Origin of the sequence: Azospirillum sp. B510 (assembly GCF_000010725.1) — a bacterium.
Lineage (GTDB): Bacteria > Pseudomonadota > Alphaproteobacteria > Azospirillales > Azospirillaceae > Azospirillum > Azospirillum lipoferum_B.
In genome coordinates this window covers 2,000,396-2,013,985 of sequence record NC_013854.1, presented here as the reverse complement: position 1 = coordinate 2,013,985, position 13,590 = coordinate 2,000,396, and the positions used below count along the sequence as shown (strand labels likewise).

Here is a 13,590-nt window from a genome sequence, read left to right as displayed (position 1 = left end):
TCAAATGGAGGTCGTTCATGAAACTGCTGCCCACCTTCGCCGCCGCTTGCATCCTGCTGGCATCCCAGGCGCACGCCGAGGCGGTCGTCAAGCTCGGCTACACCTTGCCGCCGGACTCGATGATGGGGGCGGGGGCGCGCGCCTTCACCGCCGAGCTGAACAAGGCTCTGCCGGGGAAGTACCGCGTCGACGACCAGCCGGGCTCCAAGCTGGGTGGCGACGCCGACGTTCTGAAGGGCCTGCAACTCGGCACGATCGAAATGACCATCGTCGGCGGCGGTGGCGCGATCAGCACCGTCGTACCCGAAGTGACGGTGACCGATCTGCCGTTCCTGTTCCGAGACAGCGCGCATGCGCGGGCCGTTCTCGATGGACCGATCGGAGCCGAGATCCTGGCGGCGTTCCCGAAATACGGTCTGGTCGGCCTCGCCTGGGGCGAACAGGGCATGCGCCAGATCACCAACGCGAAGAAGCCCATCCGCGGCCTGGAGGACCTGAAGGGCATCAAGCTGCGGACGCCGCAGAGCCCCATCTATGTGGCGACCTTCAAGGCCCTGGGCGCCGACGTCACCCCGATGCCTTGGCCGGAGGTCTATCCCGCGTTGCAGAACGGCCGCATCGATGGACAGGAGAACCCCGCCCCGACCGTGGTCGCGGCGAAGCTTCATGAGGTGCAGAAATATCTGACAGTTTCGAACCACATCTATTCGTCGGGCGTGCTCGTGATCTCCGGCGAGTTCTGGGCGGAAGTGCCGGATGGCGACAAGCCCGCCTTCATCGCGGCGGCCAAGGCCGGCGGCAAGGCGATGCGTGATTACGTCGACAAGGCGAATACGGAATCCGTGGAGTTCCTGCGCTCCAAGGGCATGGAGGTGTCGGAGATCACCGACCGAGACTCGTTCGTCAAGGCCGTGCAACCGGTCTATGAAGGGATTGATCCCGCGCTGGCCGCCATCGCCAAGCGCATCCGCGACGTGAAGTGACCGCAAAGGGAAGCCGCGGCCACACCGCGGCGCCCCCTCTCCAGCAAGGGATTCCATGAACGGGGGAAGGGACCGAAGCGGAGCCCGGCGTCTGAGGCGGATGGCGATTCGGTCAAAGACAACGGAGGTGCGGACGGGCCGCTCATGATCGCGTCCGAGGCGGCGGCGCTGACGGTTGCCTCGCGGCCGTCCCGCTCGCGGGCCTGGGCTGGTGGGAATGAGGATGGATATGCTCTCGGGGCGGTGAATGGAACGTCTTTCCGCAGATGACGCCGAATTCATTTTTATTGGAAACAGGTTCCTTGACACTCTAAGGAACTCGACTATCGTCAGTTTTTGAAACCCGTGAGTTCCATTCATGCCTCTCGATGCGGAAGAGATACCCGACTGGCGCGCCAAGCGGCGCGAGGTGATCCTCAATGCCGCGGCGGAGCTGTTCGCCGGCCGCGACTACGCCTCCGTCCAGGTGGAGGAGGTGGCGAAGCGGGCCGGCGTCGGCAAGGCCACGCTGTACCGCTACTTCCCCTCCAAGGAGGAGTTGTATCTGGAATCGCTGGAGCGCGCGCTCGGCGGGCTGGAGCACAAGCTGAACGCCGAACTGGCGCCGCGGCAGGTTCCCGCCTCCGTCCGCCTGTCGGCGATGGTGTCCGCCCTGGTGGACACGCTGAGCGAGCAGTTGCAGACGCTGAAGCTGCTGGGCGGCGACCAGTCCGATCTGGCCGACCGCACCCGCCGCATCCTGCGCCGCCGCAGCCAGCGCACCGCCAGCGCCTTGCAGCAGGTTCTGGCCGACGGCATGGCGTCCGGCGAGTTCCGCAGGGTCGATCTGGAGATCGTGCCGCTGCTGATCATCGGCATGGTCCGTGGCGGGATCATGCAACTGGGCGACCGTCCGCGCGAGGCTCTCGAGCGTTCCGTCATCGATATCCTGATGTCCGGCATCACAAATCTACCACCCTTCATCTAAGCCTATGCCGGCCCCTGGCTCCGGCGTTTGGAGTCCCATCGGATGAGACGGTTTTTTCTGGTCCTGCTGGTTGCCGCGATGATCGGCGGTGGCGGGTACTATTGGTATGCGTCCCACACGGCCGGGGCGGGCGGCAAAACCGCCGCCGCGGAAGGCGCCAAGGCGCCGCCCCAGGGGCCCCGCGCCGTGCCCGTGGTGACGCAGCTGGCCGCCGTCCAGGCGGTGCCGGAACAGATCGTCACCATCGGCAGCGTCCAGCCGATCGCCGCCATCGCCATCAAGCCGCGCGTCGACAGCGCGGTCGAGACCGTCGCCTTCACCGAGGGGCAGGAGGTCAAGGCCGGCGACACCCTGTTCACCCTGGACAGCCGCTCGCTCGACGCCCAGCTCCGTCAGGCCCAGGCCAATCTGGAACGCGACCGCGCCAATCTGGAAAAGGCCAAGGGCGACGTGAAGCGCTATGCCGAACTGGTGCGCACCAGCGCCATCTCGCGCACCACCTATGACGCCGCCGTCGCCACCGCCGACGCGCTGGAGGGGACGGTCAAGGCCGACCTCGCGGCGATCGAGGCGGCGAAGGTCTCGCTCAGCTTCACCCGCATCACCGCGCCGATGGATGGCCGCACCGGCACCGTCGCCGCCAAGGTCGGGGCCATGGTCCGCGCCGCCGACAGCAACCCGCTGGTCACCCTGACCCAGCTGCGCCCGATCAACGTCTCCTTCAACGTTCCGGAGAAGCATCTGCCGGCGATCCGCGCCGCGATGGCCACCGGTTCGCTTCCCGTCACGGCCAGCATCGCCGGCGGGCATGGCCAAAATCCGGGGGGCGAGAAGGCGGAGGGCAGGCTGTCCTTCGTCGACAGCCAGGTCGACCAGCAGACCGGCACCATCCTGGTGAAGGGCGAGTTTCCCAACGCCGACACCCGGCTGTGGCCGGGCCAGTTCGTCGACACCACCCTGACCCTGCGCATCGAACAGAACGCCCTGACCGTCGCCGATCTGGCGGTGCAGACCGGGCAGAAGGGCCGCTTCGTCTATGTCGTCAAGGCCGACGAGACGGTCGAGGTCCGGCCGGTGACGGTGGAGCGGGTCCATGGCGGTCTCGCCGTGATCTCTTCGGGCCTGGAGAATGGCGAGCGCGTGGTGGTGGACGGCCAGTCGCGCCTGTTCCCCGGCGCCAAGATCACCGAGAAGCCCGGCGCCAAGCCCGCGGCCCCGGCGGGAGCGGCGACCGCGGAAGGCGGCAACCGGCAGGGCTCCGCCGCCGATGACGGCGCCCGGAAGGCGGCGGCGCGCGGCGCGGTCAGCCAGGTTCCGAGCGCAGGGGGTGCCACGTGAACCTTTCGGAACTCTGCATCCGCCGTCCGGTGATGACCATTCTCCTGACGGCGGCCCTGATCCTCAGCGGTCTGGCGGCCTATCGCCAACTGCCGACGGCGGCGCTGCCGCGGGTTGATTTTCCGGTCGTCAGCGTCACCGCGACGCTTCCCGGCGCCTCGCCGGAGACGATGGCGGCCTCCGTCGCCGGCCCGCTGGAGCGTGAGTTCTCCACCATCGCCGGCATCGACACCATCACCTCGAACAGCACGCTCGGCAACAGCAGCATCATCATCCAGTTCGTGCTGGACCGCGACATCGACGCGGCGGCGGCCGACGTCCAGGCGGCCATCGCCCGCAGCCAGCGCAGCCTGCCGGCGGAGATGACGACGCCGCCCAGCTACCGCAAGGTCAATCCGGCCGACCAGCCGGTGCTGTTCCTGTCGCTGAACTCGCCGACCCTGCCGCTGGCCAAGCTGAACGACATCGCCGAGACGCTGATCCAGCCCAAGGTGGCGACCCTGCCGGGCGTGGCCCAGGTCCAGATCTACGGCTCGCAGAAATTCGCGGTGCGGGTGCAGATCAACCCCAACGCGCTGGCCCTGCGCGGCATCGGCATCGACGAGTTGCAGAAGGCGATGACGGCCGCCAACGCCAACACTCCCGTGGGCACCCTGACCGGGCAGCAGCAGCAGCTTGTCATCGCCGCCAACCCGCAGCTTCCCGACGCCGACGCCTTCCGCAAGCTGATCGTCGCCTATCGCAACAACGCCCCCGTGCGGCTGGGCGACGTGGCCCAGGTGCTGGACAGCGTCGAGAACACCCGCACCGCCAGCTGGCTGAACGGCACGCGCAGCATCATGCTGGCGATCCAGCGCCAGCCCGACGCCAACACGGTCGAGGTGGTCGACCGCGTGCGCGCCCTGGTGCCGATCTTCAAGACCCAGCTTCCGGCCGCCGCCGACATCAAGGTGGTGAACGACCGTTCGGAATCGATCCGGCAGGCGGTGGAGGACGTGCAGTTCACGCTCGGCCTGACCATCGTCCTGGTCGTGCTGGTCATCTTCCTGTTCCTGCGCCGGCTGTCGGCGACGCTGATCCCGGCGCTGGCCGTGCCGATCTCGCTGATCGCGACGGCCGGCGGCATGCATGTCATGGGCTTTTCCATCGACAACATCTCGCTGATGGCGCTGACGCTGGCGGTCGGGCTGGTGGTGGACGACGCCATCGTGATGATGGAGAACATCGTCCGCTATGTCGAAGAGGGGATGAAGCCGTTCGAGGCGGCGATCAAGGGCGCGCGCGAGATCGGCTTCACCATCCTGTCGATCACCCTGTCGCTGGTCGCCGTCTTCATCCCCATCCTGCTGATGGGCGGCGTGGTCGGGCGGCTGTTCCACGAATTCGCCATGGTGGTCACCATGTCGATCGGCGCCTCGGCCTTCGTGTCGCTGACGCTGACGCCGATGATGTGCTCCCGCTTCCTCGTCCACCAGCCCCACGGCCATGAGGAGGGCTGGTTCGGCCGCACGCTGGAGGCCGGTTTTTCCGCCATTCTCAACGGCTATGCCCGGACCCTGCGCTGGACCCTGCGCCACCGGCCGTTGATGGGGCTGGTGATGATCGGCACCGTGATCGGCACGGCCATGCTGTACCAGGCGATTCCCAAGGGCTTCTTCCCGACCGAGGACATCGGCCAGATCCAGGTGACGACGGAGGCGCGGGCCGACATCGCCTTCCCGTCGATGGCCGAACTCCAGCAGCAGGTCGCCGCCATCATGAAGGCCAACCCGGCGGTGGTCGACGTCATCTCCTCCGTCGGCGTCGGCGGCAGCACCGGCAACCAGGGCCGCATGTTCATCACCCTGAAGCCGCGTGACCAGCGCCCGCCGGCGACCGAGGTGATCCAGCAGCTGCGCCGGCAGGTCAACGGCATCCCCGGCATGGCCGTCTACATGCAGCCGGTGCAGAATCTGCGCATCGGCGGCCGGTCGTCCAAGAGCCTCTACCAGTACACCATCCAGGGTCTCGATCTGGCCGAGCTTTACCAATGGTCGGGCCGGCTGGAGCAGACCCTGCGCGGCATCCCCATCCTGCAGGACGTCACCAGCGATCTTCAGCTGAACAACCCGCAGGCCTATGTCCACATCGACCGCGAAAAGGCGGCGACGCTGGGCGTCGGCGTCGATCAGGTGCGCTCGACCCTCTACAGCGCCTTCGGCCAGCGTCAGGTCTCGACCATCTACACCCCCAGCAACGACTATCAGGTGCTGATCGAGCTGGAGCCGAAATACCAGAGCGACGACAGTTCGCTGTCGCGCGTCTATGTCCGCTCCGCCACCACCGGCAAGCTGGTGCCGCTCGACGCCTTCGCGCGGGTGGAGCGCACCGCCGGGGCGCTGGCGGTCAACCACCAGGGCCAGCTTCCGGCGGTGACGCTGTCCTTCAACCTGACGCCCGGCGCCTCGCTGGGGCAGGCGGTCGACATGATCCGCGTGTCGGAGCGCGAGATGGGACTGCCGCCCACCATCACCACCGGCTTCGCCGGCACCGCCCAGGTGTTCCAGGACGCACAGGCCGGTCAGGCGCTGCTGCTGTCGGCGGCGGTGCTGGTGATCTACATCGTGCTGGGCGTGCTGTACGAGAGCTTCATCCACCCGCTGACCATCCTGTCCGGCCTGCCCTCGGCGGCGATCGGGGCGCTGGCGACGCTGATGCTGTTCGACGTCGAACTCAGCGTCATCGCCATCATCGGCATCCTGATGCTGATCGGCATCGTGAAGAAGAACGCGATCATGATGATCGACTTCGCGGTCGAGGCCCGGCGCAACGGCATGTCGGCGCGCGACGCCATCGAACAGGCATGCCTGCTGCGCTTCCGTCCGATCATCATGACGACGATGGCGGCGATCATGGGCACACTGCCCATCGCCATCGCCCAGGGCGCCGCCGCCGAACTGCGCCAGCCGCTGGGCCTCGCCGTGGTCGGCGGCCTGTGCGTGTCGCAGGTGCTGACGCTCTACATCACCCCGTCGCTCTACCTCTACATGGAGGATTTCGGCCGGTTCGTCGGCAACCTGTTCGGCGGCCGCAAGGCCGACCTTCCCCATGTTCCCCCACAAGGCCCGATGCCGGCGGGCGGCGACGATTGAGCATCGAAGCGTGAGGGGGTGAGTCGACCCATCCCCTCACTCCCCTGCGGAGGGAGGGGATGTCGCTATACCGCGATCTGGGTGACCAGCGGCGTGTTGACCCCGGCGTCGGCGCGGCGGTAGGCGTCGATGGCCTCCGACCAGGGCTCGATGGTCAGGCCGCTGCCGATGGCTTCCTGATAGATGCTCTGGGCGACATAGCCGGCATTGGGCAGGGCGTTCAGGGGGACGGCGCCGCCATTGACCGGGCCGGACCCACCGGCGGCGTCGCCGATGGCGAAGGCGCCCGCCGAACCGGTGCCCGCCCGCGACCGTGCCGCCGCCGTCGAGTCGGCATCGGTCCGGCCGCTGCCCTGCAAGGCGTCGCCGGTCGCCTCCGTCCCCTCCTTGGCGCGCTTGCGCTCCTCCTCGCCGGGGATGCGGCGGACCGGCTGAACCGCCGCGGCGTCGCTGGCCAGCATCTGACGCAGCTTGCCGATGCCCGAACTGGGCATCGCGCTGGTCGGTGCGGGTAAGGCGGCCAGTCCGGACAAGGGGCGGTTACCTCAGGCGGGCGGGGAAATGCGGGGAATGGCGATCATCGCGCATCCGATGATCTTGCACAACAGCCCCGCCTTTCGGAACAGGGTAGAGCGGCAATCCTTCCGAAATACTTAAAATGTTACACAAATGTCCTGGAGCGCGATCGGTTCGAACGGAATCGTCGGAAACGCGAATCGCGCGAAAGATCAAAAGATTAGAGTCTCTCCGAAGCTTTGATAAGCATCGGAAAGACGCCAGGATTGCGACGCCGTGGCGCAGACGAAGGCTCGGCAGGACCCGGCGTGGCTGTTACAGTGGGGCGTTCGATTGCGGACCTTCGTAACGATGGATGGCGCGCCGATCTTGCCAGCCCGGAACCCCGACCACCCGACGAACCGCCCCGCTCCGGTTGACGCGCCTGGACAGCAGCCGCTGGCCGGCGACGATCTCGCCATGCTGGCGCTGGAGCAGATGGACCAGGGCGTCATATTGGTCGATGCCGCCCTGACGGTGCGGATCATCAACAGCCGGCTGTACGACCTGTTCGACGTGCCGCGCGGCTATCTGCCCGGTGACGACTGTTTCGGCATCATCCAGTTTCTCGCCCGTCGCGGCGAATACGGCCCCGGGGATCCCGAAGCCATCGCCGCCCGCCATATGGAGCGGGCGCGTCGCGCCGATCCGCCGCTCTACGAGCATCGCCGTCCCGATGGCCGGGTGCTGGAGGTGCGGACCCGGCAAACCTCCGGCGGCGGTTTCGTCCGCACCTACTCCGACGTGACCGAGCGTCGCCGGGCGGAGGATGAGCTGGCGACGCAGCGCCATCTGCTGCGCCTGACGCTGGAGAATATGGGGCAGGGCATCGTCCTGCTCGACCGCGACCTGCATTACATGGCCTGGAACAGCAACGCGCTGCAACTGTTCGGCATGACCGAGGAGGTGATGCGGGCCAATCCGTCGCTGGTCGATGTGGCGCGCCATCAGATCGCCAGCGGTCTGGTCGGGCTTCCGGCGGGATCGCCGGATTTCGGCGATGATCTCGACGCCAAGACCGCCTATCTGATGGAGCGGATCGGCCGTCCGGAGCGCGAGTTCGTCTATGCCCGGCCCCAGGGGGACGGCCGTTTCATCGAGGTGCGGGTGGTGCCGCTGCCCGATGGCGGACAGGTGCGGACCTTCACCGACATCACCAATCGGGTCATCGCCGACGAGGCGTTGCGCCAGGGCCGGGAGATCCTGACCGGCGTGATCGACGCCATCCCGGCGCTGATCGATGTGAAGGATCGCGACGGCACCGTGCGGCTGACCAACCGCTTCTACCGCGAGACCTATGGCCCCGCGGTCGTCCCGCCGCCGGGCGAGGCGGCCGACCGGGCCGCCGCCTTGGACCGGCTGGTGGTGGACAGCGGCCAGGGCGTTCCCTTCCACGAGGATCGCGCGCCCGATGGCTGCGGTGTTCCGCGCGACTGGCTGACCACCAAGATGCCGCTGACCGACGAGGGCGGCGAGGTCACCCACATCGTCACGGTGGCGCTGGACATCACCGCGCGCAAACGGGCGGAGGCGGAGCTGCGCGACGCCCAGGCCAGCCTGATCCAGGCGGAGAAGCTGTCGTCGCTCGCCCAACTGGTCGCCGGCGTGGCGCATGAGGTGAACACCCCCATCGGCGTCACCCTGACCGCCATTTCCCATCTGGGCGAGGAGGTCGCCCGCATCCGCGCCCTGTTCGAGGAGAACCGCATCCGCCGCCGCGATTTCCAGGAATTCCTCGACGTGGCGTGGGAATCGACGCGGATGATCATGACGAATGTCGAGCGCGCCACCGGCCTGATCCAGAGCTTCAAGCAGGTCGCCGCCGATCAGGCCAGCGGCGAGCGCCGTCCCTTCGATCTCGCCGCCTATGTCGACGAGGTGCTGCTCAGCCTGCGCCCCAGCCTGCGCCGCACGCGGGTGGTGGTTGAGCTGGACATCCCCGCCGGCCTGATCATCGACGGCTATCCCGGCGCCTTCGCCCAGGTGCTGTCCAACCTGGTCATCAACGCCCTGGTCCATGCCTTCGACGAGGGGGAGAGCGGCCTCATCCGTCTGTCGGCCCGCGAGGAGCCGGAGGGCTGGATCGAGATGCGCTATGCCGACGACGGCAAGGGCATCCCGGAGGCCATCCGCTCCCGCATCTTCGAGCCCTTCTTCACCACCCGGCGCGGCCTGGGCGCCAGCGGCTTGGGATTGAGCATCTGCGCCAATATCATGACCGCCACCATGCGCGGCAGCATCGCGCTGGACCGGAATGGCGAGGGGGAGGAACGGGGCGCGCGCTTCCTGCTGCGCTTTCCGATGGGGTAGGCCCGCCGCGTCGCAAACCCTCCTCACCCCGCGATCAGCTCCCGGATTCGCGCCGCCAGCACGTCCATGGCGAAGGGCTTGGTCAGCACCGACATGCCGGGGTGCTTCGCCATTCCGCGATCCAGTGTTGGGCGATAGCCGCGTTCGCCATCAACCCGACCGCAAAGCGCCGGACCGTTGCGGATTCGCAATGTCGCCGGCTCTCCGCCTCATTAGCCTGCGCTCATGTTCAACCCCCGCCGCCGCACCGGCGGCACCGGACCGGAGCCCATGCGATGACGACCCACAACGATCCGAACGCCCCCATCCATGAGCATTTCAACCTGGGCATCTTCCTGCTCGGGCTGCTCGCGGCCGCCCTGATGCTGCTGATCCTGCCCATCGGCTTCCTCTTCCACCCGGCGATCATCCTCTATGCCGCCCTGCTCGGCACCGCCCTGTTCTTCGTCGCCATCTGGATGATGACCGCCGGAGCCAAGCGGCATTGACGGCGAAAGAATGGCGCCCTCCCCGCAGCCGGCGGAGAGGGCGCCATCGGTCACCTCAGCTCACCTTATGTCCCCGAGCCGTTCACTCCGCCGCCAGCGGCTGCGGGGCGGTGATCGGGGCGCGGAAGCCGGACAGCAGCCGGGCCTCCTTCGCCTTCGCCGCCGCGACATTGCGGGCCTTCACCGGGCCATAGCCGCGCATCTCCATCGGCAGCGCCGCGATCTCCACCGCCAGATCCAGCCTCTCGGCCGTCAGGCCGGTCAGCAGCTCGCCCACCACCGCCTCATACTCGGCGATCAACCGGCGTTCCTGGCGGCGCTCGGCGGTGCGGCCGAACGGGTCGAGCCGCGTGCCGCGCAGCCGCTTGCCCTTGGCCAGCAGGCGCAGCACCGGCAGCATCCACGGGCCGAAGCTCTTCTTCTTAGGCTCACCGCCATCCGCTTCGGCCTCGCCCAACACCGGCGGCGCCATGTGGAAGGTCAGTTTCCAGTCGCCCTCGAACAGGCGCGCGATGTTCTCGACGAAGCCGCTGTCGGTGTAGAGCCGCGCCACCTCATACTCGTCCTTGTAGGCCATCAGCTTGAAATGGGCGCGGGCGACCGCCTCGGTCAGGGCGGTGGAGCCGGGGATCTTCTGCTGCTCGGTCCGCCGGGTCCAATCGACCAGCGCGTGATAGCGGGCGGCATAGGCGGCGTCCTGGTAATCGACCAGGAAACGGCGGCGGCGTTCGATCACCTCGTCCAGGCCGGTGGAAGGACGGCGCTGGTCGAGCAGCAGCGACGGCGTGGCCTCCGTCACCTCCCGCGGTTTCGCGGCGGCCTCCACCGAGGCCAGGTCGATGGCGGCGCGGCGGCCCCAGCGGAAGGCGTCGAGGTTCAGCGCCACCGCCACGCCGTTCAGCTCGATGGCCTTCAGGATCGAGGACTCGCTCAGCGGGATCAGGCCCTTCTGCCACGCATAGCCCATCAGGAAGGGATTGGCGAACAGGCTGTCGCCCAACAGCGCGGTGGCCAGCGTCGTCGCGTCGAAGGCATCGACATTGCCGTCGCCGCAGGCCTTGCGGATGTCGCCGACGAGGTCGCGCACCGGGATCACCATGTCGGGCTTCTTGATGAAATCGGCGGTGATGCTGTCATGGGTGTTGATGACGGCGCGGGTGCGGCCTGCGGTCATCTTCGACAGGCCGTCGCCCGCCGCCGCGACGATCAGGTCGCAGCCCAGAACCGCGTCGGCCCCGCCGGCGGCGATGCGGACGGAATGGATGTCCTCCGGCGTGCCGGCGATGCGGATATGGCTGGTGACGGCGCCACCCTTCTGCGCCAGCCCGGTCATGTCGAGCACGCCGACACCCTTGCCCTCGATATGGGCGGCCATGCCCAGCAGGGCGCCGATGGTGACGACGCCGGTGCCGCCGACGCCGGTGACATACAGGCTCCAGGTCCGGTCGAAAGCGGGCAAAACGGGGGCGGGCAACGTCCCACCGTCCGCCGCCGGGTTCGCCGCCGCCGGCTTCGGCTTGCGCAGCTGCCCGCCCTCCACCGTCACGAAGCTGGGGCAGAAGCCCTTGGTGCAGGAATAATCCTTGTTGCAGCTCGACTGGTCGATCCGCCGCTTGCGGCCGAACTCGGTCTCCTGCGGGATCACCGACACGCAGGAGGATTTGGTGGAACAGTCGCCGCAGCCCTCGCACACCAGCTCGTTGATCACCACGCGCTTGGCCGGGTCGGCCATCCTGCCGCGCTTGCGGCGGCGGCGCTTCTCGGTGGCGCAGGTCTGGTCATAGATCAGCACGCTGACGCCGGGGACCTCGCGCATCTCCTTCTGCACGCGGTCGAGGTCGTCGCGATGCTCGACGCCGGTATATTGCGGCAGGCCGTTGCCGATGCCGTATTTCTCCGGCTCGTCGCTGACGACGGTGATGCGCTGCACGCCTTCCGCCCGCAGGACATGGGCGATGGACTGCACGGTCAGCGTGCCGTCGAAGGGCTGGCCGCCGGTCATGGCGACCGCGTCGTTGAACAGGATCTTGTAGGTGATGTTCACCTTGGCGGCGATGGCCTGCCGGATCGCCAGCACGCCGGAATGGAAATAGGTGCCGTCGCCGAGATTGGCGAAGATGTGCTTTTCCTCGGTGAAGGGCGCCTGGCCGACCCAGGGCACACCTTCGCCGCCCATCTGGGTGAAGGTGTCGGTCGAGCGGTCGAGCCACGTCGCCATGTAATGGCAGCCGATGCCGCCCAGCGCCCGGCTGCCCTGCGGCACCACGGTGGAGCTGTTGTGCGGGCAGCCGGAACAGAAGGTCGGCTTGCGCACCACGCGCGCCACATGGGCCTTCTGCTTCTCCTGCGCGTCGAGGAAGGCGATGCGGCGGGCGAGATTCTCATTGTCGATGAAGCGTTGCAGGCGGCGGCCGATCACCACGGCGATCTGGGCCGGCGACAGCTCCCCGGCGCTGGGCAGGATCCACTCGCCCTGCTCGTCGAATTTGCCGACCACCTTCGGACGGACGTCGGGGTGCCAGTTGTAGAGCTGTTCCTTGAGCTGGTTCTCGATGACCGCGCGCTTCTCCTCGACCACGACGATCTCTTCCAGCCCCTCGGCGAAATGGCGCACGCCGTCGCGCTCCAGCGGCCAGGGCATGCCGACCTTGTAGACGGTGATGCCCCAGTCGGCCGCCATCTCCTCGCCGATGCCCAGCTCGTCGAAGGCCTGACGGACGTCGAGATAGCTCTTGCCGGTGGTGACGATGCCGAAGCGCGGGCGCGGGCTTCCCATCACCACCCGGTCCAGCCTGTTGGCACGCGCGAACGCCAGGGCGGCGTACAGCTTGTGCTTCATCAGCCGGTATTCCTGCTCCAGCGGCGGGTCGGGCCAGCGGATGTTCAGGCCGCCCGGCGGCATCGGGAAATCGGCGGGGATCACCGGGGAGACGCGCTGAGGGTCGATATGGACGGACGCCGAGCTGTCCACCGTCTCGGCGATGGTCTTCATGGCGATCCAGCAGCCCGACCAGCGGCTCATCTGCCAGCCGATCAGGCCGTAATCCAGGATCTCCTGCACCCCCGACGGGTTCAGCACCGGGATCATCGCGTGCATGTAGGCGTGTTCGGACTGGTGCGGGAAGGTGGAGGATTTGCAGTTGTGGTCGTCGCCGGTCAGCACCAGCACGCCGCCGTGCCTGGACGTGCCCGCCGCGTTGGCATGCTTGAACACGTCGCCGGAGCGGTCGACGCCCGGCCCCTTGCCGTACCACATGGCGAAGACGCCGTCATATTTGGCGCCCTTGAACATGCCGACCTGCTGGCTGCCCCAGACGGCGGTGGCGCCCAGCTCCTCGTTCACGCCGGGCTGGAAGCGGATGTGGTTCCTTTCCAGGAACTTGCGGGCGTTCCACAGATTCTGGTCGAAGCCGCCCAGCGGCGAGCCGCGATAGCCGGAAATGAAGCAGCCGGTGTTCAGCCCGGCGGCGAGGTCGCGCTGGCGCTGCATCATCGGCAACCTCACCAGCGCCTGGGTGCCGGTGAGATACACGCGCCCCCGTTCGAGCGCGTATTTGTCTTCAAGCGACACATTCGCCAGAGGCACGGTTGAGACCGCCATTCTTCATTTCCTCCCATCGGTCGGCAGCCTGGCAACGTCCATGGCGGAGTGCTGGGGAGCCGATTTGTTCGCTGGGCAAAAAGGTAATGAAGGCTGTCTTATCCTGCAACGCCCGCCGCGGCCCGCCCCGCAAAAAGCAAGGAACGGCGCGGCAACCGCAGGTCTTCCGTAACGGAGCGTATGGAATGCCTTGCCTTGCGGAAATTCCCGCTCCGCC

8 protein-coding genes are annotated in these 13,590 nt (G+C 67.6%); 6 read left to right on the top strand and 2 right to left on the bottom strand.

The window, feature by feature from the left end; all coding sequences use genetic code 11:
* The first annotated feature begins 17 nt into the window (after positions 1-17).
* From AZL_RS09310 to AZL_RS09295, 4 genes are all read left to right on the top strand, one after another.
* Positions 18-983 carry a TRAP transporter substrate-binding protein gene (locus AZL_RS09310; protein ID WP_012974378.1) on the top strand — a complete coding sequence of 322 codons (966 nt, stop codon included), beginning with the start codon at positions 18-20 and terminating at the stop codon, positions 981-983.
* 358 nt (positions 984-1,341) lie between these two features.
* On the top strand, positions 1,342-1,950 hold the full coding sequence (locus AZL_RS09305; protein WP_012974377.1) for a TetR/AcrR family transcriptional regulator: 609 nt from the start codon (positions 1,342-1,344) through the stop codon (positions 1,948-1,950).
* 42 nt (positions 1,951-1,992) lie between these two features.
* Positions 1,993-3,288: an efflux RND transporter periplasmic adaptor subunit gene (locus AZL_RS09300; protein WP_012974376.1), complete on the top strand. Its 1,296-nt coding sequence runs from the start codon at positions 1,993-1,995 to the stop codon at positions 3,286-3,288.
* A complete protein-coding gene (locus tag AZL_RS09295; RefSeq protein ID WP_012974375.1) occupies positions 3,285-6,419 on the top strand; it encodes an efflux RND transporter permease subunit in 3,135 nt (1,044 codons plus the stop codon). The genes AZL_RS09300 and AZL_RS09295 overlap by 4 nt, the downstream gene beginning before the upstream one ends.
* 65 nt (positions 6,420-6,484) lie before the next feature.
* Here the strand turns inward: AZL_RS09295 and AZL_RS09290 are convergent, their stop codons facing one another.
* A complete protein-coding gene (locus AZL_RS09290; protein ID WP_012974374.1) occupies positions 6,485-6,913 on the bottom strand; it encodes a hypothetical protein in 429 nt (142 codons plus the stop codon).
* 391 nt (positions 6,914-7,304) lie between these two features.
* Here AZL_RS09290 and AZL_RS09285 point away from each other — a divergent pair, with 391 nt between their 5' ends.
* On the top strand, positions 7,305-9,284 hold the full coding sequence (locus AZL_RS09285) for a PAS-domain containing protein (RefSeq protein ID WP_247894184.1): 1,980 nt from the start codon (positions 7,305-7,307) through the stop codon (positions 9,282-9,284).
* Positions 9,285-9,559: 275 nt separating this feature from the next.
* The gene (locus tag AZL_RS09280; RefSeq protein ID WP_042442875.1) at positions 9,560-9,772 is read left to right on the top strand and encodes a hypothetical protein; all 213 of its coding nucleotides are present in this window, start codon (positions 9,560-9,562) and stop codon (positions 9,770-9,772) included.
* 82 nt (positions 9,773-9,854) lie between these two features.
* Here the strand turns inward: AZL_RS09280 and AZL_RS09275 are convergent, their stop codons facing one another.
* Complete coding sequence (locus tag AZL_RS09275) at positions 9,855-13,373, bottom strand: indolepyruvate ferredoxin oxidoreductase family protein (protein ID WP_012974371.1); 3,519 nt, start codon at positions 13,371-13,373, stop codon at positions 9,855-9,857.
* Between the last annotated feature and the right edge of the window lie 217 nt (positions 13,374-13,590).